Raw genomic sequence first — 23,450 nt, 5'->3', positions numbered from 1 at the left:
TTGACAAAACAAACCAGCTGTATAGTATAAAACGTAGGGCATTGGCGGTGTGCGCTTTATCTCTGGGCTTGCGCGAGTTGAGATTGGCTTGCCGCCACGGTTGGCAGAGAGGCATGACGACTAGGTGCTTGAAGGTGTGTACCAGAGTACGAGTGAAGTCAAGAGTTCACGGAGTGCGTGTGCGTTTGTCGTCCTGGAGGCGAACTGATGCATGAAGACAGTGATCCGCCGAGCGGACGGGCGTGTCCGGCGATAACGAAATTTGTTGGCGGTTACCAAAGGAGGAAACATGGCAATCGATTTTCACTGCAATCTGTTTACGCCGGAAGCCATCGACAAGTGGTGGTATGGACAGCCGGAAATGCTACGGCTCATCAAGTGGTGGAAGATGGAAGAGCGCATCCAGGGCAAGTCTGTCGGCGAGTTCATTGCCATGATGGATGAGGCAGGTCTCGACAAGGCGTTCATCCCCGCGATCCGCATGATGTCCTATCAGAAAAAGACCATGGTCTGGGACATCACTGAGGAAGAAGTGCATGCTGTAGTCCGTCAATATCCAGATCGCCTGGTAGGCCTGTGCGGGTTCAATCCCCTGCAAAAAATGGAAAGCGTGCGCAGGGTAGAGCGGGCCGTAAAGGAGTTCGGGTTCAAGGGCGTTTACATTCACACGTATGGTTTTGGCATTCCTCTAAATGATCGACTCTACTACCCCTTGTACGCCAAATGCGTTGAGTTGGGTATTCCTGTGTCCATGCAGGTAGGCCATTCGGCTGAACATATGCCTAATGAACTGGGCCGTCCGATCCACTTGGATGTCGTCGCGCTTGATTTTCCCGAGCTGAAGCTGATCGGCGCCCATACGGGATGGCCCTGGACGGAGGAGATGATTTCGCTCGCTTGGAAGCACGAGAACGTCTATCTAGGCATCGATGCACACTATCCAAAATATCTTGAGCCCACCCTGATCCAGTTCATGAAGACCCGCGGGCAGAACAAGGTCATCTACGGGACGAATTACCCGGCCGTCCTGCATGGCGAGTCCATTGCATGCATCAAGAACGAACTCGGCCTGAGCGAAAAGGTGGCGCAGAAGATCCTGCACGGGAACGCTGCGGCCGTGTATGGGCTGTAGCGGGAAACCAGAAATGACGACCAGCGAAAACGATATTGTTGCAATCAGCGTCGCTCGCACACCGCTTGGCAGTTTTGGCGGCAGCTTGCGCGAAGTTCCTGTATGGGAGCTGGGTGCGATCGCTATTAGGGCGGCTCTTGAGCGTGCCGCACTGCCCGGCGATCAGATCGACCAGATGATCTTTGCCAACTGTCGGCAGGCGGGAAATGGTCCCAACCCTGCGCGCACTGCGGCGGTGAAGGGTGGCATCCCGGTTGAAGCGCCTTCCTTCACAGTTAATATGGCCTGCCCCTCGGGCATGAAATCCGTGATGCTCGCCGCCCAGGAGCTTGCCAGCGGTAATGCTCGATTCATTGTTGCCGGGGGCATGGAGTCGATGAGCACTATGCCGTACCTGCTGAAGAACGTGCGCTGGGAAGGGTTCAAGCTCGGTGACAAGACCCTGCTTGACGGCTGGGCGGATACGTTCGATCCATTGTGCGGCTGTGGCATGGGCATGACGGCGGAGAATCTTGTGTCCAAGTACGGCATCACCCGCGAGGAAATGGACGAGTTTGCGCTCGCCTCGCACGATGGAGCGGCCAAGGCGCAGCGAGGCGGGTTCACCGCGAGCGAGATTGTTCCTGTGACGTTGCCGGCAACACGAACCCAGGACGAAGTGACCCTTTCGCTTGACGAGGCGATTCGGCCAGACACCTGCTTGGAGAGCTTGGCGAAGCTCAAACCGGTCTTCAAGAAGGATGGCAGCGTGACGGCAGGCAACGCCTGCAGCATGGGCGATGGCGCTTGCGCAATCGTGCTGACCACGCGCGCTATCGCCAAATCCCTGGGACGCTCGCCCATGTTTTCCCTGGTGGCGTCGGCGCAGACTGCAGTAGAGCCTGCCTACATGGGCGAAGGGCCCGGTCGTGCGATTCCCATGGTATTGAAAAAGGCAGGCATGACGCTGAGCGACATTGACTTCATTGAGGTCAACGAGGCATTCGCTGCACAGGTGCTGGCGAACGAGCGCGCGCTCCGCTGGGACCGAGCCAAGGTCAACGTATACGGGGGGGCGATTGCTCTCAGCCACCCGACAGGTATGTCCGGTGCACGGTTGTTAATGACGCTCGGCAACATATTGCAGCGCGAGAACGGCGAACTGGGCGTAGCGTCGATCTGCGGTGGCGGCGGGGTCACCACCGCCATCGTGATCCGCCGCGAATCTTGATGGGGCGGCCATGGCAAACGAAATCGTGCTGGAAAAGCGGAGCGACGGAATTGCGATCCTGACGCTCAATCGCCCTGAGGCCATGAACGCCATCAATCGCGCGATGGTGCGCAAGCTGCGCGTTGCGATTCGGGACGTGGAGAGCGACGAGGCAGTCGATGTGGTCATCGTCGCTGGCTCGGGCGGCAAGGCTTTTTGTGTCGGCATCGACCTCAAGGAGCGCCAGACCCTGAGCGACGAGGATGCCGCCGTCTTGCGCCTTGAAGAGATGTTTCCGATGTACAGCGAGCTTGAGGCCAGGCGCAAACCGTCCATTGCCGCAGTCGACGGCCATTGCTTGGCCGGGGGCTTCGAAATCGCACTGGCCTGCGACCTGATATTTGCCACGCCGCGCTCGACCTTCGGCCTGCCTGAGGTGAAATGGGGTTTGATCCCGGCGGCGGGGGGGTGCCGCAAGCTGCCCAAGTTAATCGGCGCTGCACGAGCCAAGGAATTTATTCTGGGAGCATCCACCTTCGACGCGGTCGCGGCGGAGCGAATGGGGGTGATTAACCGTATCGTCTCCGGCGAGGAACTGATGCCGCAGGCGCTGGAAATGGCGCAACGCATCCGGGGTAACGTCCAAGTGGCCGTCCGAGGTGCCAAGCGCTGCATGGATCATGCGCTCGATATGGAGCATTCCGAATCGTTCGATATCGACATATCCAATGGTTGCTACGCAGCGAAGGAACGCAAGGAAGGCGTCTCCCAATTTTCCGGGCGTAAGCCGGCGCACTCTTGAGAGAATATGGTCATGGAAAAGATCGCGGTCATCGGGGCAGGGGCCATGGGGCGGCAGATCGCGCTCCAGTGCGCACTCAACGGCCTGAAAACGGTACTCAACGACAGCCGCAAGGAAGGTCTGGAGCAGGCGGCGGACTTCGTTCGAGAGCATTTGGACAAGCGCGTCGCCAAGGGGCGCATCAGCAGCGAGCAGAGGGCTACGGCGCTCGGCAATATCGAGTTGGCGCCGGACTTGGCCGCTGCCGCCGATGCTGATCTGATCATTGAAGCCATCGTCGAAAAATTCGAACCGAAGGCTGAACTGTTCCGCACACTCGATCGACTTTGTCCGCCGCAGACGATTTTCGGCACCAACAGCTCGAATATCCGGGGCTCACGCTTGGCCGAAGTCACTGCGCGACCGCAGCGAGTGCTAAACATACATTTCTTCAACCCGGCACTCGTGATGGAACTGGTGGAGGTCGTAGTGCATCCCGCCGTGCCGGCAGAGATCATTGAAGAGGTGCAAGCGTTTTGCCGCAGCATCGGCAAAACCCCGGTGGTGCTGCGCAAGGAAATCCCGGGATTCATCGTCAACCGCATCTTCCGGGCGCTGACACGTGAGGCGGTTAGCCTCTACGAGGAGGGTTACGCCTCGGCCGAGGACATCGATCTTGCCGTGACCAAGGGGCTTGGGCACCCGATGGGGCCCCTGCGCCTGCTCGATACGACCGGAATCGACGTGTCGTATCTTGCACGTATGGATGAATATGAAGAAACTAGGGCCGAATCGGCCAAACCTAACCGCCTTCTGAAGGACATGTACGAGCGTGGCGAATGGGGGAAGAAGTCCGGGAAGGGTTTTTATATCTACGGGGACGACAAAGCCAAGTAATCGCGACGCGCCCGGCAGGGAAAGCGGGCTATGTTTTTTTGGAATATTTAACATCCTATACAGATAGTATTGATGAGGTCTTTCATGGCGATTCAAGCATATCGCTGGGTGATGAAGGCGGTCGGCCAGCCTATGGAAAGGGAAATGTTCGACCCGGGCGCTCCAGGACCGGACGAGGTCGTTGTCGAAGTGGCCGGTTGCGGCGTCTGTCACACTGATCTCGGTTTCTACTACGACGGGGTACGCACAAATCATCCGCTGCCGTTGACGCTTGGCCATGAAATCAGCGGCCATGTGGTGGCGACCGGCAAGGGTGCCGACGAGTGGATGCGTCGCGCGGTCATCGTGCCGGCGATGTTTCAATGCGGCGAGTGCGATCCTTGCAAACGTGGCAAGGGCACTCTCTGTAGCAACGAAAAGATGCCTGGCAACGATATCGATGGAGGTTTCGCCACGCATATCCGGGTGCCAGCTCGAGGTCTCGTGCCGGTCGACGAATCGCGGTTGCGCGATGTCGGGCTGTCGCTGGCATCGGTGGCCGTGGTCGCGGATGCCGTGACTACGCCGTACCAGGCAGTGCTGCAATCTGGCCTGGGGCCGGGCGACATTGCGATCGTCAACGGCGTCGGTGGGGTAGGGGGTTATTGTGTGCAGATTGCCCGCGCGATGGGTGCGACAGTCGTCGCGATCGATGTCGATCCGGCCAAGCTGAAAATGATTGCCGATTACGGTGCCGCCCTAACCCTGAACGCGCGGGAAGTGGACAGCCGCGAACAGAAGAAGCGCATCGCGGCGTTTGCGCGGGAGCGCGGATTGCGCCCCATCGAATGGACCATCTTCGAGTGCTCGGGCACCCGCGCCGGCCAGGAAAGCGCCTTCAGCCTGCTGGTGCGCGGCGGCACCCTCTGCGTGGTTGGCTTCACCTTGGACAAGGTCGAGGTGCGGCTTTCCAATTTCATGGCACTGCACGCCCGCGCGCTCGGCAACTGGGGATGCCTGCTCAAGAACTACGTGCCTGCCCTCGACCTTGTGCTGGAGGGTAAGGTGAAGATCGCGTCGTTCGTGGAAGAGTTGCCCTTGGACCAGATCAACGAGGTCTTCCAGGCGGCACACGACCGCCGCTTGGTGCGCCGGGCAGTGCTGGTTCCCTAGATGAATGCTATTCGAGAATCGACCATGAGAAGCGTTACTGACCAGATTGTTGCGCGCCACACGGCACCCAGGCAGTTGACCGATCACTGCGTGGCTCCCGACGTCGTAGTGCCGGGCGTCGTCCATGAAAAGCGCCCCGCGAGAACGCCGCGCGGCGACCTGGCCCCCGGTATCTACCACGCCTGGATCACCATCGACAATCAGGCGCAGTTCAACTCCTACAGCGTCGACATGCTCAAGGGCATCCAGTGGGCGCTGAAGACAGCTAGCAACGCTCGGGATGTCGTCAGCGTCGTCCTGACAGGCGCCGGCAGCAAAGCGTTCTGCACCGGCGGCAACGCGACGGATTTTGCCCGCTACTATGCCCGCAACCCGCAGGAATTCCGCCAATTCATGCGTCTGTTCAATGATACGGTGTCGGCGGTCATGGTGTGCGAGAAACCTGTGATTTGCCGGGTGAATGGCATGCGCACCGGCGGCGCTCAGGAACTGGGATTGGCCTGCGACTTCACCATCGCCCAGGACTTGGCCTTGTTCGGGCTTGCCGGTCCGAAGCACGGGGGGGCGATGATCGGCGGGGCGACGGACTTCCTGCCGGTGATGATCGGTGCGGAAGCCGCACTCGCGGTAGGCACGCTATGCGAGTCCCTCTCGGCCCACAAGGCGCGCCGCCTCGGCATGATCACTGCCGTGGTGCCGGCCCTCAAGGTGGACGGCAAGTTCGTACCCAATCCGTTGGTGGTCACCGACCGTTGCGTCGACGAGTTCGGCGAACTGGTTCTGGGCGAGCCCAAGACTGGCGAAGCGCTCCTGCAGGGAAAGGCGCTTCTCGCTCGCGGCGAGGTCGACCTGAGCCTGCTTGATGCCAAGGTCGAAGAACTGTGCGCCAAGTTCGTAACCATGTTCCCGGATAGCCTGACCAAGAGCCTCGAAGCCCTGCGCAAACCCAAGATCGAGGCCTGGAACCGCAACAAGGAAGACAACCGCGCCTGGCTTGCTTTGAACATGATGACCGAAGCCTGCGCCGGTTTTCGCGCTTTTGCCGAAGGTAGCAAGGAAGCGGGGCGCGAAATCGATTTCGTGGCTCTGCGGCAGGCCCTTGCCAAGGGCGCCCCGTGGACGCCTGATCTGATCGACAACTTGATGCCCCACGCTAGAAACTGAGGAGACCCCAGAGATGACCGACACACCGCTTGAAGTCGGGCTTGACCGCGGCGCGAAGCTGCTGCGGCTTCGGCTCAACCGTCCTAAAGCCAATATTGTCGATGCTGAAATGATCGCAGCGCTCAGTCAGGCGCTCAAGGTGCATGCCGAGGACCACAATCTATCAGCAGTGCTGCTCGAGCATGCTGGACCGCACTTCAGCTTCGGCGCGAGCATCGAGGAGCATTTCCCCGATCAGATGACAGGAATGCTGGCGGTACTTCACGGCCTAATCAAGCGAATGCTCGATTTCCCGCGCCCGATACTGGTCGCGGTGCGCGGCCAGTGTCTGGGTGGGGGAATGGAGGTCGCCCTTGCAGGCAGTCTGATCTTCGCGGCAGAGGATGCAAGATTCGGTCAGCCCGAAATCAAGTTGGGTCTCTTTGCACCTGCCGCCAGTTGTCTTCTCCCCGAGCGCATCGGCCAGGGTGCTGCCGACGACTTGCTGTTCTCCGGGCGCAGCGTTTCAGCGCCAGAGGCGATGCGGCTCGGCCTTGTCAACAGCGTGGCAGAAGACCCAGTGGCCGCCGCGCTCGCCTATTTCGATGAACACCTGGCCACGCACAGCACCAACGCACTTCGTTTCGCCGTCAAGGCGGCGCGCGGGGCTATGACCCGGCGTGTGATGGAACGCCTCGACGAACTCGAAAAGGTATGTGGGCAAGACCTCATCAATAGCGATGATGCACTCGAAGGTTTGCTCGCCTTTCAGGAAAAGCGGCCTCCACGCTGGAAAAACCGCTAACACGTGTTACACGAAGACGACGACCCGCGCAGCGTAAGTGCTCAGCCAGCGGTGCGGCTGTGTGCGGTGGATTCGCCATGATGCGAACCCGGTCGTTAAACGCTCCCTCTCAAGAGCATTTCGCTGCATTGGAAGGACGACGAATACGTGGAAGCTGGAAAATGACGCAGCGTGCGCTCCGAGGGTCTGCATACCGGGGCTCCGGGCCATGAAAAGATGGCGCTCAGGGCTGCAGATCAGGCAGCAGAAAAATAATGTGCTGAGGCTTGTGGATCGGGTGTTCCATAAAGGGAAATAGATTCATGTATTGCACATACCGGCTGACTAGTTATCAATGTATATTGATGGTACAGAGGAAGGAAGTCGTGACCTGTAACATGATTCATTGCATAGCACAGACAGTTTTGAAGAACTTCATGCCGCGGCTGCCTCTGCTCGGCACACACGAAAGCGTTTAGGGAGGAAGTGATGAGGAACATACAAATTATCGAAACTGAAAACGGCCCTGCATTGCAGTTTCCGCCCACCTTTAACGTTGCAAGTGCGCTGATCGATCGTCATCTAGACGAAGGCAGAGGCAACAAGGCCGCAATCCTGACAGTTGATGAGACCGTCGATTACGAGACACTTGTAGCCAATGTCAACCGCTATGGAAATGCACTCATGAAGCTCGACCTGAAGCGGGGCGATAGGGTGCTGATGATTATTAAAGATGCGCCAGAATTTTATTACGTATTCTGGGGATGTATAAAAGCCGGATTTATCCCCGTCCCGCTCAATACGATGCTTACCGTGGAGAATTACAAATTCATTATTTCTGACTCCGGGGCGAATGCGTTGGTGTACTCCGTGGAGTTCAAGGATGGCATTTTTGCTGCGCTTGAAGAGACCTCGCCACCGCAGCATGTACTGCCAGTGCGCCATGTGACAGGTAGCCTGGCCCAAAGGGCGAGTGCAGAGTCGGCTAAACTGGAAGGAGTAGCGACGACAGCCGACGATGAATGCTTCTGGCTGTATTCGTCTGGAACCACCGGACAGCCGAAGGGCGTCGTTCACGCCCACCGCGATATCGTCGCCACTGCCCTGCTCTATAACGTACGTGTGCTCGGTGGACAGGAAAGCGATGTCTACTACTCGATCCCCCGGCTGTTTTTCGCCTACGGTCTAGGCTGCGGAATGACCTTTCCGTTGTGGGTAGGTGCCACGGCGGTACTCGACGCACGGCGTCCTATGCCGAATGTCACGGCCGAGTTGTTTGGCCGTTTCAGGATAACCGTCTTTGCTGGGGTGCCCACTTACTATTCCGCGCTGTTGGCTTCAGAAGTGCTTGACGCGGCAGATGTGGGAAGCTTGCGGCGCTGCGTATCTGGCGGCGAAGCCCTACCCGAGGAACTTCAGCGACGTTGGATGAAAGTTTCACCGGTGCCGATCATTGATGGCATCGGTTCCACCGAAGCCCTTCATATCTACATTTCCAACACATTTGAAGACATTCGCCCCAACTCGAGCGGACGTGTTGTTCCAGGTTATCAATTGCGCATCACCGATGAAGCCGGAGAGGAGACTCACGGCGGTAGCCCGGGGCGCCTCTGGGTCAAGGGACCATCAGTGACACGGTGCTACTGGAATAACCCGGGGAAGACGGCATCTTCCATCATTGACGGCTGGCTCGATACGGGCGATGCGTATCTACGTGACGATGAGGGGTATTACTACTACTGCGGGCGCAACGACGACATGCTCAAGGTCGGCGGAATTTGGGTTTCGCCCTTCGAAGTGGAGGCCGCACTGATCTCGCACCCGCAGGTGATCGAAGCCGCCGTTGTCGGGCGCCCCGACGATGCTGGATTGGTCAAGCCTGAGGCGTGGATCGTTCTCAAGAACCCTGGGGCTGCCGGTGATGCACTTGCCGACGAAATCGTCACCTACTGCAAGAAAACCCTTGCTCCTTATAAGTATCCCCGCTGGGTCCACTTCGTGGAGATGCTGCCGAAAACGGCCACAGGCAAGATTCAGCGCTTCAAGCTCAGGAGCGCAGTACCTGGCTGATGTCGCAATTACCGAAACGATGTAGGAGACGCCAGATGCGTTTTGCTTCGATCCTATGCCTGCCACCGGATACTGAACTCCTGCGTCAGTCTGCACGCGATTTTTTCGAGGAGGCATTTTCGATTTAGCGCGCAGCGACACTTGGTCACTTGAGACGGCTTCCATGCGAATTTCAGCCGCCGTGTCGGTGCTCGTGGATAGGCTGGTATGGACATGACCTAAGGTTTTTTGCGGCGGGAGCGGTACGCCCTGGAACGATTACGTCGAGCGCGGGGAGATATTTACTGTCAGTGCCCCCGCAGAGGCGGATTGGTTCTCCGATCGGCAAAACGGCTCGCTTTCTGCCCTTGGACAATATGAATTTCGGCGAGCGATGACTTCGCTATTTACCCGGGGCGAACCGACGGCCACAGCGGTGGGGGTGTTGAAATGATTCTCAACGAGGAGCAATCGTTCATTCGTGAAACAGCTCGAAAAGTTGCGCGTGAACGCCTGGCGCCTACTGCGGCTATACGCGATCGTGATTGCCGTTTTCCTGCCGGGGAGCTCGCCGAGCTAGGCAGATTGGGCTTCATGGGCATGGTCGTACCACGGGCGTGGGGCGGTGCGGAAACCGATTATGTCTCTTATGTGGCGGCAATCATGGAAATTGCTGCCGGCGACGGTCCGATTTCGACCATCATGGGCGAACACACATCGGTGTGCTGCCTGCCGGTGCTCACCTATGGTACGGAGGAGCAGAAGAACCGCTTCCTTCGTCCTATGGCGCGTGGGGAGATGATTGGCTGTTTCTGCCTGACGGAGCCGGAAGCAGGATCCGACCCGGCCTCCATAAAGACGATAGCGCGCAAGGATGGCCGTTCGGGGTATGTCATCTCGGGTACTAAGCAATTCATCACGTCGGGGCGGAATGGGAGCGTGGGCATTGTCTTCGCCGTTACCGATCCAAACGCCGGCAAGAAGGGAATTTCAGCCTTCGTTGTGCCCACCAATACCCCGGGGTGGACCGTGACCCGCGTTGAGGAAAAGATGGGCCAGCGCTCGTCCGATACCTGCGCCCTTTCATTCGATGACATGTGGGTCCCCGCCGATAGCCTCTTGGGCAGAGAAGGCGAGGGGCTGCGAGTTGCGCTCTCCCACCTTGACGGCGGGCGCCTTGGCATCGCGGCCCAGTCGGTGGGTATGGGACGCGCCGCCTTTGAGCACGCATTGGGTTACGCCAAGGAACGTCGGCAGTTCGGCAAACTCCTCATCGAGCATCAGGCAGTCGCATTCCGCCTCGCCGATATGGCCACGCGGCTTGAAGCGGCCGAGCAGTTGGTGCTACACGTCGCGGCCATGCGTGATGCCGGATTACCCTGCTTCAAAGAAGCATCCATGGCGAAGGTGCTCGCGAGCGAAACGGCGGAGCGGGTCTGCTCGGATGCGATCCAGACTCTGGGAGGATACGGCTACCTGGCTGATTTTCCACTGGAGCGGATCTACCGGGATGTACGGGTCTGTCAGATATACGAGGGCACTGGAGACATGCAGCGATTGGTCATCGCACGTGCACTAACGGGATAAAGAGCGAGGATGCAACTGTGGTCCGTCTCCCGGGATAAAGCAATTTGCGTTTCTCATGCCCGGCATCGGTTATCGAATTGGTGGAGGTTGTCTTTCATTCGACAGTTTCTGATGCCGTTGAACGCGTAGTGGAGTTCTGCAATGCGATCGGGAAAGCACCGGTGATCCTGCGCAAGGAAATATTAGGTTTCATTGTGAATCGCATCTTTCGTGCTCCGATCCGCGAGTCCGTGACTCTCTATGAGGATGCGTACGCATCGGCCGAGGATGTCGATCTCGACGTGGTCAAGAGACTAGGTTGTCCGATATGCGCGCAGGATACAACAGAAATTGACGTTTTCTACCTGGCGCGAACGGATGAATACAACGAAACCGGTCTGGCTTCGGCCAAGCCCAACCGCATCGGCAAGGAGATGTACGCGGGGCAGCTGGGGCAAGAAGGCTGGTAAAGAATTCTGTACGTAAGAGGGAGGCAAGAAGTAATGATTACTCCGCGCGGCAAGAGACTCCAACTGTCGCATCTCCGAGACCTACGTTCGGCTTTGCCCGATGCGCCATGCATAGTACTCCACTCCGCGTGTGCCGAGCCTCCGCGCTTGGCTCAGCAACTGAGTGAAGCAGCCGAGGTGTTCCGCGGGGCGACCGTGTATGGGCTCATGCCGATGGGCGAAGCGCCCTATGCTGGCGTAGAGGCAACCGAGCATCTTTCGGTCCAGGCGCTGTTTCCGGGAAAGGGATTGCGTGAGCCGATCAATTCAGGCCGCGCTTCTTTTCGACGCTGCACGCTGTCGGAAATTCCGGCCCTTTTCGTAAGCGGTGAGATCAGGGCCGATCTCCTGCTACTACAGGTCTCTGCGCCAGACGAAAATGGGAGGATGTCTCTCGGGGTATCGGTCGACTATATGCGGGCGGTCCTCGCTCAGGATCCAATCGTCGTTGCGGAAGTGAACCCGCAGATGCCTTTTACCTGCGGAGACACGGCCTTGCTGCCCGAGGAGGTCGACTTCGTCATTAATGCGAATCGCGGCCCGCAGGTCGTGTGCCCAGCCGACACTGACGACATTGACCTGACAATCGCAGGACATATAGCAGGTCTCATCTCTTCTGGAGCTGTGTTGCAGACTGGCATCGGAGCCTTGCCGGACCTGGTGTTCACGGAACTGGGCCACCTATACGATTTGGGGATCCATAGCGGTGTCATCAGCGATGGCGTTCGGCCGCTGATCGAGCGCGGTGTTGTGACTAACGCAACGAAAAAGGTGTTGCCGGGTAAGACGGTTACAACGATGGCTGCAGGTACCCGATCCTTCTATGACTTCCTTGACCGTAACCCCCCGAGTTCGACAGTTACGCTCGCAAGTGCTTGTTTTTGCTAGAGCGCACTTTCAAAAATGCCACTACAACAGCGCCAACTGCTCCGGCGCCGTTGGCTTTTCGATTCCTAATGCATGAAGCACCTCGTTCTGCTCCGTGCTGAGCGTCGACACTCCCGCCACCGGCTCGCCGCCGTTCAGCCGCACCCGGTGATGCTGGATGCGCTGTAGTTGCTCGAGCGCGCGCTCGGGCGTGTAACCCGCGTCGGTGGCCTTAAGTCGGCTACGCATGACCCGATGCAGGATCAGCGCCATGAAGCAGATCGACGCGTGCGCGCGAATCCGCTCGGGCAGGCGGTGATACACCGGGCCGATCTCGATCTCGGACTTGAGCACCTTGAAGCCGCGCTCGATGTCGGCGAGCGACTTGTAGCGCTGAATCACGTTCTGTGCGGACAAGCCCTCGGCGTTGGTGACCAGCAGCAGCTTGCCGTCCATCATTTCGGCAAGGCGCTTCGCCTTGTCGTCGATGTGGTAGCTGAACAGCTCCTCTGCCAGATCCACCTTGAGGATGCGCGACAGGTGCGCTTCGCTGACCGCGTGGTAGAAGCGCGCCTTGGCGCCGCTGTCCGAGAGCTTGCGACCCCGGTGCTTCACGCCTTCATCCTGCTCGGTGAGCTTGCCCGTCCATTGGTCCGCCTGGCGGGTCAGCGCGTCGATACGCTCGTTGCGCTGCTCGGTCTTGGTGGCCGCAGCCACCGGGTCGTGCGCGACCACCAGCCTCAGCTCGTTCCAGGCCTGCTCCGCGATCACTTCCTGCGTGGCGGTGGCGCACTGCTGCTCGTGGAAGGGTTCGAGCAGCTCGATGAACTCGTTGTAGCGCCGACCGGGCACGGCGACGATGAACTCGAGCGGCTTGCCGCTGGCCAGGCGCACGGCTTTCAGCGCCTCCAGATTGTCCAGGCTGAGCAGCCCCCGGTCAGCGACCAGCACCAGGCGCTGCACCGACGGGAAGCGCTCGAGCACCTTGGTGAGCGTGGGCAACAGGGTCCGGGTCTCGGCCGTGCTGCCGTCGAACACCTCGTGGTAGATCGGCAGCCCCTCGGCGGTCTGCACCACGCCGAGCATGAACTGGCGGGCGATCAGTCCTTCCTTGGCCATGCCGTACTGGCGCACGTCGCCAGCCTGCTGGCTGAGTCCTTCGCTACGGATCGTGGTGAGGTCGTAGAACACCACCGACAGATCCTGGTCGATCAGTGGGTGCAGCAGCCCGGCGATCACCGCATCGACCTCATCCTGGTGGTCCATCAGGGCATCGAGACTGCGCAGCAACTGCTGGTGCGTGACCGCCTTCGGCCCGAAGTCGGGCAGCGCCACCGTCTGTACCCAGCGCAGCACGCCGAGCTTGGATTCCGGATCGCACAGGCGGTTGAGCACCATCAGGCGGATCAGCGCTTCTACATCCGTGTTCCGGCGCGTGCGCCGGAACACCCGACGCAGCCCCGAGAACCCGAGCGACTTCCACAGCTCGGTCAGCGCCCACACGTTACCGAGCGAGCGCGCGGACTCGAACGACACCGTCGGCGCCGGTGGCTTGGCGCCCATCGGTTCGCGGCCGGTGACCTTGAGCAGGCCGTTGATCACCGCGTCGAGCGAACCATCGACCTGCTCGGCACGGCCGAGCGTGGCGACGGTGCGCTTCTTCACCCGTCCCGCCTCGTCGCGATAGGACTCGACGAGCTGGACGTAGCGGCGGCCTCCCGAGGTGGTGAGCTTGACGTGCATGCCGCTACTTTACCCAGGCGCAAGGCCTCGTCAAGTCTGAAGGCGGATGTTGCAAACGTGCCACCACAGCACTTTTGCGATCATGGCCTTGAAACCCGCGCCGGTGCTGAAGGCACTTTCCGAAAAGGGGCGAAATTCGGGGTGAAGTGTCGAACCCCGGTAACCCGTTGGTCGAATTTCATCCCTGCTCGTTTACACACGCACTTGATGTCCTCGCGGCCATCGATGGGCTCGTTGCGATCAACAGCGTCCTGCAGGTCGACATAAATGGCAGTGCCAATGCCGAGCAGGTCGGCGATCGCGTGATCTCAACGCCCGGAGGACTGCCGGACTTTGCAAGGGGCGCATCAGCAGCGAAGGGCGGTATGAGCGTCATCGCACTCCGCGCCGCAACCAAAGGGGACGCGGTCAGCAACATTGTCACTGCGTTCGGCCGGGGAGTGCCTAGGACAGTAGGTGCGCAAGACATCGATTACGTGGTGACCGAGTATGGGGTTGCTCGACTGCGAAATAAATCGCCAGCACAGCGGGCACTGGAGCTCAGTGCCGTGGCACATCCGGATTTCCGAGCCGCGCTTCGGCGCGGCGAGACATTCAATAGAACGAAGGAGCATTCATGATCGAGTCGCTTGAGCTTACATCCATCCCCGCCGAGGACGAGGCTCTGCGAGCCTCTGTGCGTGCATTTCTTGACGAAGCGCTGGACGGGGTGCCGGCCGATGTCCGTGCCCGGTCCTGGATGGGCTACGACGCCGACTTTAGTCGCCGGCTCGCTGCGAAAGGGTGGCTCGGCTTGACCCTGCCGAAGGAATACGGCGGGGGCGGGCGAAGTTCGTTCGCGCGCTTTGTCGTCGTGGAGGAACTGCTCTCTGCCGGGGCTCCCGTCACCGCTCACTGGATTGCAGACCGCCAGAGCGGACCCTTGATCCACAAATATGGGTCCGAAGTGCAGAAGAAATTCTATCTGCCCCGAATCTGCCGAGGGGAAGCTTTTTTTTGCATCGGCATGAGTGAGCCTAACTCGGGTTCGGATCTCGCCAGCGTGACAACTCGGGCGGTCAGGACGGATAGCGGCTGGAAGCTGAACGGACGCAAGATCTGGACAACGAATGCCTACCGTTCCCATTACATGATTGCACTTGTGCGTACATCAGGGGAGCCTGCGGATCGGCACAAGGGCTTGTCCCAGATGATCGTCGATCTCTCCTTACAGGGCGTGACTGTGCGGCCGATCCATGACATTACGGGGGACGCTCATTTCTGTGAAGTCTTCTTCGACGACGTGATGCTCGGTGACGATGCGCTGATCGGTGCAGAGGGGTCCGGTTGGGAACAAGTGACGGCGGAACTTGCGTTCGAACGCAGTGGGCCGGAGCGCATTTATTCCACGCTGGTTCTCCTTGACGAGTGGTTTGCTTTCCTCGGTCGTGATATGCCTGTTGATGATGGGCACGTCGCGTTGCTCGGGCGCATGGCCAGCCAGCTATGCGTGCTGCGTGCGATGGCCATTTCGGTCACGGAAAAGCTGGCGCGGGGTGAGAGTCCAGTGGTTGAGGCCGCGCTAGTCAAGGACTTGGGGACGGAATTCGAGCAGCAGATGCCGCTCCTGATTGCTGACAGTCTGGGGGACGATCCGGATCGTCCGGTGCCATCCGTCCTGTTGAAAACCCTGGCATACGTGACACAAATTTCTCCTTCATTTTCTCTGCGAGGCGGCACGCGGGAAATCCTGCGCGGGATGATCGCCCGTGGGCTCGGACTTCGGTAGAGGACAGCGGTCATGCGAGAGATCATATTCGACGCGATGGAGCAACTGCTCGGTGATTGCTGTTCGCCGAATCATGTGCGCCGTATCGAGAGGGGGGAGGGAGGCCCGAAGGAACGTGCCGTACTTTGGCGGGCATTACAGGAGTCCGGCTTTACCGACGCCCTGGTGGCTGAAGCGAGAGGGGGGTCAGGATTGAGTCTGTCCGATGCCTATCCGATCGCGTTTGTTGCTGGTCGCCATGCCTTGCCGCTACCGTTGATGCAGACCATATTGGTTCGAGGAATCATGTCGGAGACCAATGCCGAACTTCCAGAAGGGTCGATAACGATTGCTGGAGACGTCTCGGTGACTCCGGACGGAACAGTCGTATCGAATTACGTACCGTTTGGTGAAGTGGCTGACTGGGTCTTGGTGGATTTCGGCGATCGGGCGCAGCTATTGCCTGCGACCGGTGCCCAAAGGCACATTGCCGGGGGGTACGGGAGCGTCAATGCCCGAATGCGATGGACCAACCCGTCGATTTCTGGCAACGAACTTCCCGGATCTCACTGGCGCGCCTATGGAGCGTGTCTGATTTCGGCAATGCTCGCCGGAGCCATGGAGCGGACGTTGAATATGACCATGGGCTATGCCAATGATCGAGTGCAATTCGGGAGGCCGATTGCAAAACTGCAAATCATCCAGCAGCAGGTCAGTGTCATGGCAGAGCAGGTTTTCGCGGCCAGAATGGCGGCCCAGGTCGGTTTTAGTACCGCGGGGACACGTCCCAAATTGATGGCTGCCGCTGTGGCAAAGCAACGCACCAGCGAGGCGGTCGGTACGGTGTCGTCAATTGCGCATTCCGTTCACGGCGCAATGGGGTTTACCGAGGAATATGATTTGCAACTTTTCACACGCCGGATGCACGAGTGGCGCCTCGCGTATGGAACCGAAGTCTATTGGTCAAAGATCATCGGGCGCGAACTGCTTGCCGCCGGTGAGTCACGAACTCTGGATTTCGTACGTCAGAGTCTTGCCGGTTGAGCTGTTCCATCCAACTTGATATTGAGAGACGAATAATGGGTAGTTTCCTGCTGTTCGAAAAGAACGGGCCTGTGGTCACGCTGACCATGAATCAGCCCGAACTCCGGAATGTGCTGACAGGCAATTCGGCTGTCGAAGACTTCGTCGATGCATGTTCCCGTATCGCCTGTGATCCGACCGTTCGTGCCGTCATCCTCACTGCTGCGGGAACGGTGTTTTGCGCGGGCGGAAATTTGAAGGATATGCGGCGTTATTCGGAGGAGAAAGTAGATCCGATCACGATCAGCGATGAATATCGACGTGGAATTCAGCGGCTCACGCTGGCACTCTACAATCTTGAGGTGCCTGTGATCGCGGCAGTAAATGGGGGGGCAATCGGTGCAGGATGCGACTTGGCATGCATGTGCGATATCCGAATCGCCGCTTCATCAGCATATTTCGCGGAGTCCTTTGTAAAGGTTGGGATTGTTCCGGGCGATGGGGGGGCTTGGTTACTGCCGCGTGTGGTAGGTCAATCGTGGGCGGCGGAAATGTCCTTCACGGGCGATCCAATTTCTGCGCAAGAGGCTCTCGACTGCGGCCTGGTGTCCCGTGTAGTGCCTGGCGAGGAGTTGCTGGAGGTGGCTAACAAGTTGGTGCAGCGTATTGTTTCCAACCCTGGCCCTGCATTGCGTATGACAAAACGGCTTCTGCGAGAGGGGCAGCACATGCGTTTGGAGTCCCTGTTGGAGCTTTCTGCAACCTACCAGGCGCTAGCTCACAAGACTTCAGAGCATGAGGAGGCTGTCGCGGCATTCCTGGAAAAACGGCATAGAGCCTAATGCTCACTGCGCTTCGCGTAGCCATCTTTAAAACCTGAATCCGTGTCATTGCCGGGTTAATAACAGGGAATTTAGTAAATACAAATGTCATAAGAATCTGACAAAATCGAAGCTGATCGTTGAAACAGAGTTGTTCAAGAAGTGGGTGAATAACCTTGCTTGCTGGCTTAATTATAAATTCGAAAGGAGACTTACATGAACACGCGGAAATCGATGCAGTGTGTGACTGGTGTGGTCGGAGTTGGTCTGATGGCCTTGCTGCCGCTGAGCGGAGCCTATGCGGCGGACAGGGTCAAGGTCGGCCTGATGCTGCCCTATACCGGGACCTACGCTTCAGTAGGCAATGCGATCACCAACGGGTTCAAGCAGTACGTGGCGGAGCAGGGCGGCAAGCTGGGCGGGCGCGAGGTCGAATACTTCGTCGTCGATGACGAGTCCGACGCCGCCAAGGCCACCGAGAACGCCAACAAGCTGGTCAAGCGCGACGAAGTCGATGTGCTCGTCGGCACGGTGCACTCGGGCGTGGCGCTGGCAATGGCCAAGGTCGCGCGCGACACCAAGACCCTGATGATCATCCCCAACGCCGGGGCCGACGAGCTGACCGGGCCGCTGTGCGCGCCCAACGTGTTCCGCGTGTCGTTCTCGGCCTGGCAGCCGGCCTACGCAATGGGCAAGGTGGTGGCCGAGCGCGGGCACAAGAACGTGGTCACGGTGACCTGGAAGTACTCGTTCGGTGAGCAGTCGGTGGCCGGCTTCAAGGAGGCCTTCGAACAGGCCGGCGGCAAGATCGCCAAGGAGCTCTACCTGCCCTTCCCGAACGTCGAGTTCCAGCCCTTCCTGACCGAGATCGCCGGCCTCAAGCCCGATGCGGTGTTCGTGTTCTTTGCCGGCGGCGGCGCGGCCAAGTTCGTCAAGGACTACGATGCGGCGGGGCTCATGAACAGCATCCCGCTGTACGGCTCGGGCTTCCTCACCGACGGCACGCTGGAGGCGATGGGCGGTGCGGGCGAGGGCGTGATGACCACCCTGCACTACGCCGACGGCCTCGATACCGAGAAGGACAAGGCGTTCCGCACCGGCTACGCCAGCGCCTACAAGGCACAGCCCGACGTCTATGCGGTGCAGGGCTATGACGCCGCCCAGCTCCTCGGCGCCGGCCTGGCCAAGGCGCCGGCGGGCAAGTTCGACAAGGATGCGGTGATGAAGGCGATGAGCGCGGCGACGGTCGACAGCCCGCGCGGTGCGTTCTCCCTGTCGAAGGCCAACAACCCGGTGCAGGACATCTACCTGCGCAAGGTCGAGGGCAAGGAGAACAAGGTCGTCGGCGTCGCCGCGCCCAAGCTCGCCGATCCGGCCCGCGGCTGCCGCATGAACTGATCGCTGCGCCGATCGCACCGCCTGCGCCGGCCGGGCCGGCGCAGGGTTTTCCGTTCCACGCACTTTCATCCACCGTATCCCGCCGCCCTGGGCGAGTCCGGGAGGGGGAGGCCCAAGCATGGATTTCGTTTCCTTCCTGATCCAGATCCTGAATTCGCTGCAGTACGGACTGCTGCTGTTTCTGGTGGCCAGCGGGCTGACGCTGGTGTTCGGGATCATGGGCATCATCAACCTGGCGCACGGCAGCTTCTACATGATCGGCGCCTACATGGCGTTCGCCCTCACCAGCGCCACCGGCAACCTGATGCTGGCGATCGTGCTCGGCATACCGCTGGCGTTCGCCTTCGGGGCGCTGCTCGAGAAGCTGCTGTTCGTACATCTGTACAAACGCGACCACCTGCAGCAGGTGCTGCTGACCTACGGGCTGATCCTGATCTTCGAGGAACTGCGCAGCCTGACCATGGGCGACGACGTGCACGGGGTGGACATCCCGGCGCTGTTCTCGGCCTCGATCCAGCTTTCGGACACCCTGTCCTACCCGGTCTACCGGATCGTGATCTCGGTGGTGTGCGTGGCCCTGGCCGCCGGACTGTGGTGGCTGATGCAGCGCACCCGGCTGGGGATGATGATCCGCGCCGGCTCGCACAACCGCGAAATGGTGCAGGCGCTCGGCGTCAACATCGACCTGCTGTACCGCAACGTGTTCGCCCTCGGCGTGGCGCTGGCCGCGCTCGCCGGCATGCTCGCCGCGCCGGTGTCCTCGGTGTATCCGGGGATGGGCGGCAACGTGCTGATCATCTCCTTCGTGGTGGTGGTGATCGGCGGCATCGGTTCGGTGTGGGGGGCGCTGGTGGCGGCGCTGCTGGTGGGCTTTACCGACACCTTCGGCAAGGTGCTGGTGCCCGAGTTCGCCGGACTGGGGGTGTACCTGGTGATGGCGGTGGTGCTGCTGTGGCGCCCCGAAGGCATCTTCAAGAAAGGCTAGGCGATGAATTCCAGACTCCCGCTGTTTCTACAACTGCTCGCGCTGCTCGTGCTGATCGCCTATCCGCTGTACGGCTCGAGCTTCTACGTCGAGATGCTGGCCAAGACCCTGGTGATGGCGATCTTCGCCATGAGCCTGGCGTTGCTGGTCGGCTTCACCGGGCTGGTGAGCCTCGGGCACGCGGCATATTTCGGCATCGCCGCCTACGTTGTGGCGCTGGTGACGCCCAAGTACGACCCGGCCAGCTTCTGGTTCGCCTTCCCGGCCTCGGTGCTGGCCGCGGCGCTGGCCGCGCTCGTGATCGGGCTGTTCGTGCTGCGCACCAAGGGCATCTACTTCATCATGGTGACGCTGGCCTTCGCCCAGATGGCCTACTACATCTTCCACGACACCCCGCTGGGCGGAGGCTCGGACGGGATCTACCTGAACTTCAAGCCCGATGCGGCGATCGGCAGCTGGGTGCCGTTCGACCTGAACGAGCCGCTGCAGATGTACTACTTCATCCTGGCGGCGATGGTGGCGGTGTTCGTGCTCCTGAAGCTGGTGTTGCGCTCGCCGTTCGGGCGCGTGCTGGCGGGCATCCACAGCAACGAGCACCGCATGCAGTCGCTGGGCTACGCCACCTTCCGCTACAAACTGGCCGCGTTCACGCTGGCCGGCGCGCTGGCCGGGGTGGCGGGCTTCCTGTACGCGGTGCTGTTCGGCTTCGTCACTCCCGAGTACCTGTCCTGGCACCAGTCGGGCAACGTGCTGATGATGGTGATCCTGGGCGGCATGGGCAGCCTGGCGGGGGCGGCGGCCGGGGCGTTCGCCTTCATCGGCCTGCAGGAGCTGTTTACCGACCTGAGCAAGCACTGGCAGCTGCTGATGGGCAGCGTGATCGTGCTGGCGGTGCTGTTCATGCCGGACGGGTTGGCCGGGCTGCCCAAGCGGGTGATCCGCATGATCAACTGGGGAGAGGACAAGAATGGCTGAGGCAATGCTCGTGGCCGACCGTCTGACCCGCCACTTCGGCGGGCTGACGGCGAACGAAGAAGTGTGCATCACGCTCGAGCGCGGCACGCTGCACGCCTTGCTCGGCCCCAACGGCGCGGGCAAGTCGACCTGCATCAACATGCTCTCGGGCGATCTGCCGCCCTCGTCCGGGCGCATCCTGCTCGGCGGCAAGGACATCACCCGGCTGTCGGCGGCGGCGCGCTCGCACCTGGGGATCGGGCGCAGCTACCAGCGCACCAACATCTTCCCGCAGTTCACCGTGCTCGAGAACTGCCGCCTGGCGGCGCAGTCGCGCCGGCCGCGGCCGTGGAAGATCTTCACCGACGCCCAGCGCCTGGGCGACACCGTCGAGCGCGCGCGCGCGGCGGTCGCCGAAGCCGGGCTGGGCGGGCGCGAGGCGCGGGTGGCGGGCACGCTGTCGCACGGCGAGCAGCGCCAGCTCGAGATCGCGATGGTGCTGGCGACCGACGCCAAGGTGCTGCTGCTCGATGAGCCGCTGGCAGGAATGGGCTCGGAGGAGTCGGCGAAGATGGTCGAGCTGCTCCGGGGGCTCAAGGACGGGCGCGCGATCCTGCTCGTCGAGCACGACATGGACGCGGTGTTCGCGGTCGCCGACACGATCACGGTGATGGTCAACGGTGCGGTGCTCGAATCGGGCCCGCCGGCGCAGATCCGCAACAGCGCCGAGGTGCAGGCCGCTTACCTGGGAGAGGACGAACATGTCTGAGACGCTGCTCGAAGCGCACGACCTGCACACCTACTACGGTTCGAGCCACATCCTGCACGGGGTCGATTTCCACATCGCCAAGGGCGAGGCGCTCGGCCTGATGGGGCGCAACGGCATGGGCAAGACCACGCTGATCCGCTCGATGCTGGGGCTGGTGCGTCCGCGTCACGGCACGGTCAAGGTCAATGGCGACGACATGACCGGGGCGAGCACGCACCGGATCGCGCTGCGCGGCATTGCCTACGTGCCCGAGGGGCGGGGGATCTTCCCCAACCTGAGCGTGCGCGAGAACCTGATCATGGCCGCGCGCGCCGGCGTCGACGGCCAGCGCGCGTGGACCTTCGAGCGCGTGATGGAGACCTTCCCGCGCCTGGGCGAGCGCCTGTCCAACGGCGGCGGCCAGCTCTCCGGGGGCGAGCAGCAGATGCTCACCATCGGCCGTGCGCTGATGACCAACCCCGACCTGCTGATCCTGGACGAAGCCACCGAGGGCCTGGCGCCGCTGATGGTGAAGGAAATCTGGAACGTGGTCCGCACCATCCGCGACACCGGCATCGCCACCGTAATCGTGGACAAGAACCACGCCGCGGTGACCGCGCTCACCGACCGCTCGATGATCCTGGTCAAGGGCCAGGTTGTCTTCGACGGCCCCAGCGCCGCCGTGCGCAACGACCCGGAACTGATCCAGAAGCATCTCGGCGTCTAAAAAAACACGCAGGGGGCCGCCCATCGGGCCGGCTCCCGCATCGGCCGCCCGCCAAGGGCGGCACCCCAGACGGAGTTTGTTCACGATGAAGACAGTCGGTATCGGCGGCACCCGCCTCGAATACGTCCGGTTGCCCTCGGCACATCCGCGCGAGGGCGCCCCCGCGATCGTTTTTCTCCACGAAGGGCTGGGCTCGGTGGCGATGTGGCGCGATTTTCCGCAGCGCGTCGCCGATGCGACCGGATGCGAGGCCATCGTCTATTCGCGCGCCGGCTACGGCCGCTCCGGTCCGGCGACGCTGCCGCGCACGGTGCGCTACATGCACGACGAAGGGCTGACGGTGCTGCCGGCGCTGCTCGCCGAACTGGGCGTCGAGCGCCCGCTGCTGTTCGGCCACTCGGACGGCGGCTCGATCGCGCTGATCTGCGCGGGGGGGACCGACGTTGCGCTCGCCGGGCTGATCCTGATGGCGCCGCACGTGATCGTCGAGGACATTTCGGTTTCGAGCATCGCCGCCGCCGGGCAGGCGTGGACCACGACCGACCTGCCGTCCCGTCTGGGGCGCTACCACCATGACGTCGAGGCGGCCTTTCGCGGCTGGAACGACATCTGGCTGCACCCGGATTTCCGCGCCTGGAACATCGAGCAATATCTGCCGCGCATCACCGTGCCGGTGCTGGCGATCCAGGGCGAGGATGACGAGTACGGCACGATGACGCAGATCGAGCGCATCGCCGCGCAGGCGCGCGACGTCGAACTGTGCCGCCTCGCCGATTGCCGGCATTCGCCGCACAAGGACCAGCCGCAGGCGGTGCTCGACACCGTCGCCGCTTTTGTCGAGCGCGTGCTCGAAGACTGAATACCGGATGGCGAGGACATCCTGTACCCCACTCATGAACGGAAGCACGACCGCGCTCCGCGTCCGGCTTGCGCCGGCGCGGAGACGGCGATGATTCCGCCGCTGTTCCCCTCGTCACATGCGGGCATTTGCCCCTCACGGAGAGTCACCATGGCCCAATACCAATGCAGTGCATGCTATTTCCCCTACGATGAGGCTGAAGGCCTGCCCGAGCACGGCATCCCTGCCGGCACGCGGTGGGCGGATGTGCCGGCCGATTTCGTCTGCCCCGACTGCGGCACGCCGAAGTCGAACTGGATGGAACTGAACACCGACTGAACCGGGCTTCACGGGGGGCGTCACCCGCGCCCCGGAGGCTTTTCCCGAGTCCCCTTTC

At 60.9% G+C, this 23,450-nt stretch carries 23 protein-coding genes; 22 read left to right on the top strand and 1 reads right to left on the bottom strand.

The genetic code is table 11. The features are described from left to right. The first annotated feature begins 289 nt into the window (after window positions 1–289). The 11 genes from Tchl_RS17250 to Tchl_RS17200 all read left to right on the top strand — a co-directional run bounded on the left by Tchl_RS17250 (window position 290) and on the right by Tchl_RS17200 (window position 12,090). Window positions 290–1,132, top strand: coding sequence for an amidohydrolase family protein (locus tag Tchl_RS17250; RefSeq protein WP_083945271.1), 843 nt, complete (start codon window positions 290–292; stop codon window positions 1,130–1,132). Between the two features lie 13 nt (window positions 1,133–1,145). Beyond that, complete coding sequence (locus Tchl_RS17245) at window positions 1,146–2,342, top strand: thiolase family protein (RefSeq protein WP_075149456.1); 1,197 nt, start codon at window positions 1,146–1,148, stop codon at window positions 2,340–2,342. Between the two features lie 10 nt (window positions 2,343–2,352). Beyond that, the gene (locus tag Tchl_RS17240) at window positions 2,353–3,123 is read left to right on the top strand and encodes an enoyl-CoA hydratase/isomerase family protein (protein WP_075149455.1); all 771 of its coding nucleotides are present in this window, start codon (window positions 2,353–2,355) and stop codon (window positions 3,121–3,123) included. 12 nt (window positions 3,124–3,135) lie between these two features. Further along, a complete protein-coding gene (locus Tchl_RS17235) occupies window positions 3,136–3,999 on the top strand; it encodes a 3-hydroxyacyl-CoA dehydrogenase family protein (protein WP_198158972.1) in 864 nt (287 codons plus the stop codon). 84 nt (window positions 4,000–4,083) lie between these two features. Continuing rightward, window positions 4,084–5,151, top strand: a complete 1,068-nt coding sequence (had, locus tag Tchl_RS17230) for a 6-hydroxycyclohex-1-ene-1-carbonyl-CoA dehydrogenase (protein ID WP_075149453.1) — start codon at window positions 4,084–4,086, stop codon at window positions 5,149–5,151. After that, window positions 5,152–6,315 carry a 6-oxocyclohex-1-ene-1-carbonyl-CoA hydratase gene (oah, locus tag Tchl_RS17225; protein WP_232311621.1) on the top strand — a complete coding sequence of 388 codons (1,164 nt, stop codon included), beginning with the start codon at window positions 5,152–5,154 and terminating at the stop codon, window positions 6,313–6,315. It begins immediately after the preceding gene. Between the two features lie 13 nt (window positions 6,316–6,328). Continuing rightward, window positions 6,329–7,099: a cyclohexa-1,5-dienecarbonyl-CoA hydratase gene (locus tag Tchl_RS17220; protein WP_075149451.1), complete on the top strand. Its 771-nt coding sequence runs from the start codon at window positions 6,329–6,331 to the stop codon at window positions 7,097–7,099. A 468-nt stretch (window positions 7,100–7,567) separates the two neighbouring features. Beyond that, window positions 7,568–9,148, top strand: a complete 1,581-nt coding sequence (locus Tchl_RS17215) for a benzoate-CoA ligase family protein (protein ID WP_075149450.1) — start codon at window positions 7,568–7,570, stop codon at window positions 9,146–9,148. A 429-nt stretch (window positions 9,149–9,577) separates the two neighbouring features. After that, window positions 9,578–10,714 carry an acyl-CoA dehydrogenase family protein gene (locus Tchl_RS17210; protein WP_075149449.1) on the top strand — a complete coding sequence of 379 codons (1,137 nt, stop codon included), beginning with the start codon at window positions 9,578–9,580 and terminating at the stop codon, window positions 10,712–10,714. 44 nt (window positions 10,715–10,758) lie between these two features. Continuing rightward, window positions 10,759–11,163, top strand: coding sequence for a 3-hydroxyacyl-CoA dehydrogenase family protein (locus Tchl_RS17205; RefSeq protein ID WP_083945270.1), 405 nt, complete (start codon window positions 10,759–10,761; stop codon window positions 11,161–11,163). Between the two features lie 33 nt (window positions 11,164–11,196). Beyond that, window positions 11,197–12,090 carry a hypothetical protein gene (locus Tchl_RS17200; RefSeq protein ID WP_083945269.1) on the top strand — a complete coding sequence of 298 codons (894 nt, stop codon included), beginning with the start codon at window positions 11,197–11,199 and terminating at the stop codon, window positions 12,088–12,090. A 21-nt stretch (window positions 12,091–12,111) separates the two neighbouring features. Here Tchl_RS17200 and Tchl_RS17195 read toward each other — a convergent pair whose 3' ends face one another. Beyond that, window positions 12,112–13,812, bottom strand: a complete 1,701-nt coding sequence (locus tag Tchl_RS17195) for an IS1634 family transposase (protein ID WP_075147077.1) — start codon at window positions 13,810–13,812, stop codon at window positions 12,112–12,114. A 167-nt stretch (window positions 13,813–13,979) separates the two neighbouring features. Here Tchl_RS17195 and Tchl_RS17190 point away from each other — a divergent pair, with 167 nt between their 5' ends. The 11 genes from Tchl_RS17190 (at window position 13,980) to Tchl_RS17140 (ending at window position 23,392) form a co-directional block, all read left to right on the top strand. Next, the gene (locus Tchl_RS17190) at window positions 13,980–14,432 is read left to right on the top strand and encodes an acetyl-CoA hydrolase/transferase C-terminal domain-containing protein (protein WP_075149446.1); all 453 of its coding nucleotides are present in this window, start codon (window positions 13,980–13,982) and stop codon (window positions 14,430–14,432) included. After that, window positions 14,429–15,580, top strand: a complete 1,152-nt coding sequence (locus Tchl_RS17185; protein ID WP_075149445.1) for an acyl-CoA dehydrogenase family protein — start codon at window positions 14,429–14,431, stop codon at window positions 15,578–15,580. Before Tchl_RS17190 ends, Tchl_RS17185 begins: the two co-directional genes overlap by 4 nt. Window positions 15,581–15,592: 12 nt before the next feature. Continuing rightward, window positions 15,593–16,603 carry an acyl-CoA dehydrogenase gene (locus tag Tchl_RS17180; protein ID WP_075149444.1) on the top strand — a complete coding sequence of 337 codons (1,011 nt, stop codon included), beginning with the start codon at window positions 15,593–15,595 and terminating at the stop codon, window positions 16,601–16,603. Window positions 16,604–16,638: 35 nt separating this feature from the next. After that, entirely contained in the window at window positions 16,639–17,424 is a 786-nt protein-coding gene (locus tag Tchl_RS17175; RefSeq protein ID WP_075149443.1) for a crotonase/enoyl-CoA hydratase family protein, read from the top strand. Between the two features lie 249 nt (window positions 17,425–17,673). Then, a complete protein-coding gene (locus tag Tchl_RS17170; RefSeq protein WP_232311732.1) occupies window positions 17,674–18,801 on the top strand; it encodes an ABC transporter substrate-binding protein in 1,128 nt (375 codons plus the stop codon). A gap of 118 nt (window positions 18,802–18,919) precedes the next feature. Next, window positions 18,920–19,786 carry a branched-chain amino acid ABC transporter permease gene (locus Tchl_RS17165; RefSeq protein ID WP_075147516.1) on the top strand — a complete coding sequence of 289 codons (867 nt, stop codon included), beginning with the start codon at window positions 18,920–18,922 and terminating at the stop codon, window positions 19,784–19,786. 3 nt (window positions 19,787–19,789) lie between these two features. After that, window positions 19,790–20,761, top strand: a complete 972-nt coding sequence (locus Tchl_RS17160) for a branched-chain amino acid ABC transporter permease (protein ID WP_075149442.1) — start codon at window positions 19,790–19,792, stop codon at window positions 20,759–20,761. Then, window positions 20,754–21,509 (top strand): ABC transporter ATP-binding protein, encoded by a 756-nt coding sequence (locus tag Tchl_RS17155; RefSeq protein WP_075147518.1) that lies wholly within the window; start codon window positions 20,754–20,756, stop codon window positions 21,507–21,509. The genes Tchl_RS17160 and Tchl_RS17155 overlap by 8 nt, the downstream gene beginning before the upstream one ends. Next, entirely contained in the window at window positions 21,502–22,215 is a 714-nt protein-coding gene (locus Tchl_RS17150; protein WP_075149441.1) for an ABC transporter ATP-binding protein, read from the top strand. The genes Tchl_RS17155 and Tchl_RS17150 overlap by 8 nt, the downstream gene beginning before the upstream one ends. A gap of 85 nt (window positions 22,216–22,300) precedes the next feature. Further along, window positions 22,301–23,074 (top strand): alpha/beta fold hydrolase, encoded by a 774-nt coding sequence (locus tag Tchl_RS17145; protein WP_075149440.1) that lies wholly within the window; start codon window positions 22,301–22,303, stop codon window positions 23,072–23,074. A 150-nt stretch (window positions 23,075–23,224) separates the two neighbouring features. Beyond that, window positions 23,225–23,392: a rubredoxin gene (locus Tchl_RS17140; RefSeq protein ID WP_075149439.1), complete on the top strand. Its 168-nt coding sequence runs from the start codon at window positions 23,225–23,227 to the stop codon at window positions 23,390–23,392. Window positions 23,393–23,450: the final 58 nt, after the last annotated feature.

Origin of the sequence: Thauera chlorobenzoica (assembly GCF_001922305.1) — a bacterium.
Lineage (GTDB): Bacteria > Pseudomonadota > Gammaproteobacteria > Burkholderiales > Rhodocyclaceae > Thauera > Thauera chlorobenzoica.
The sequence above is the reverse complement of the archived record's forward strand: the minus strand, read 5'-3'. Positions and strand labels throughout refer to the sequence as shown.

What these genes read in the sequence shown, in the direction of transcription:
- Tchl_RS17250 (WP_083945271.1), top strand. Translation starts at nt 290, where the DNA reads ATGGCAATCGATTTTCACTGCAATCTGTTTACGCCGGAAGCCATCGAC.
- Tchl_RS17245 (WP_075149456.1), top strand. Translation starts at nt 1,146, where the DNA reads ATGACGACCAGCGAAAACGATATTGTTGCAATCAGCGTCGCTCGCACA.
- Tchl_RS17240 (WP_075149455.1), top strand. Translation starts at nt 2,353, where the DNA reads ATGGCAAACGAAATCGTGCTGGAAAAGCGGAGCGACGGAATTGCGATC.
- Tchl_RS17235 (WP_198158972.1), top strand. Translation starts at nt 3,136, where the DNA reads ATGGAAAAGATCGCGGTCATCGGGGCAGGGGCCATGGGGCGGCAGATC.
- had (WP_075149453.1), top strand. Translation starts at nt 4,084, where the DNA reads ATGGCGATTCAAGCATATCGCTGGGTGATGAAGGCGGTCGGCCAGCCT.
- oah (WP_232311621.1), top strand. Translation starts at nt 5,152, where the DNA reads ATGAATGCTATTCGAGAATCGACCATGAGAAGCGTTACTGACCAGATT.
- Tchl_RS17220 (WP_075149451.1), top strand. Translation starts at nt 6,329, where the DNA reads ATGACCGACACACCGCTTGAAGTCGGGCTTGACCGCGGCGCGAAGCTG.
- Tchl_RS17215 (WP_075149450.1), top strand. Translation starts at nt 7,568, where the DNA reads ATGAGGAACATACAAATTATCGAAACTGAAAACGGCCCTGCATTGCAG.
- Tchl_RS17210 (WP_075149449.1), top strand. Translation starts at nt 9,578, where the DNA reads ATGATTCTCAACGAGGAGCAATCGTTCATTCGTGAAACAGCTCGAAAA.
- Tchl_RS17200 (WP_083945269.1), top strand. Translation starts at nt 11,197, where the DNA reads ATGATTACTCCGCGCGGCAAGAGACTCCAACTGTCGCATCTCCGAGAC.
- Tchl_RS17195 (WP_075147077.1), bottom strand. Translation starts at nt 13,812, where the DNA reads ATGCACGTCAAGCTCACCACCTCGGGAGGCCGCCGCTACGTCCAGCTC.
- Tchl_RS17185 (WP_075149445.1), top strand. Translation starts at nt 14,429, where the DNA reads ATGATCGAGTCGCTTGAGCTTACATCCATCCCCGCCGAGGACGAGGCT.
- Tchl_RS17180 (WP_075149444.1), top strand. Translation starts at nt 15,593, where the DNA reads ATGCGAGAGATCATATTCGACGCGATGGAGCAACTGCTCGGTGATTGC.
- Tchl_RS17175 (WP_075149443.1), top strand. Translation starts at nt 16,639, where the DNA reads ATGGGTAGTTTCCTGCTGTTCGAAAAGAACGGGCCTGTGGTCACGCTG.
- Tchl_RS17170 (WP_232311732.1), top strand. Translation starts at nt 17,674, where the DNA reads ATGGCCTTGCTGCCGCTGAGCGGAGCCTATGCGGCGGACAGGGTCAAG.
- Tchl_RS17165 (WP_075147516.1), top strand. Translation starts at nt 18,920, where the DNA reads ATGGATTTCGTTTCCTTCCTGATCCAGATCCTGAATTCGCTGCAGTAC.
- Tchl_RS17160 (WP_075149442.1), top strand. Translation starts at nt 19,790, where the DNA reads ATGAATTCCAGACTCCCGCTGTTTCTACAACTGCTCGCGCTGCTCGTG.
- Tchl_RS17155 (WP_075147518.1), top strand. Translation starts at nt 20,754, where the DNA reads ATGGCTGAGGCAATGCTCGTGGCCGACCGTCTGACCCGCCACTTCGGC.
- Tchl_RS17150 (WP_075149441.1), top strand. Translation starts at nt 21,502, where the DNA reads ATGTCTGAGACGCTGCTCGAAGCGCACGACCTGCACACCTACTACGGT.
- Tchl_RS17145 (WP_075149440.1), top strand. Translation starts at nt 22,301, where the DNA reads ATGAAGACAGTCGGTATCGGCGGCACCCGCCTCGAATACGTCCGGTTG.
- Tchl_RS17140 (WP_075149439.1), top strand. Translation starts at nt 23,225, where the DNA reads ATGGCCCAATACCAATGCAGTGCATGCTATTTCCCCTACGATGAGGCT.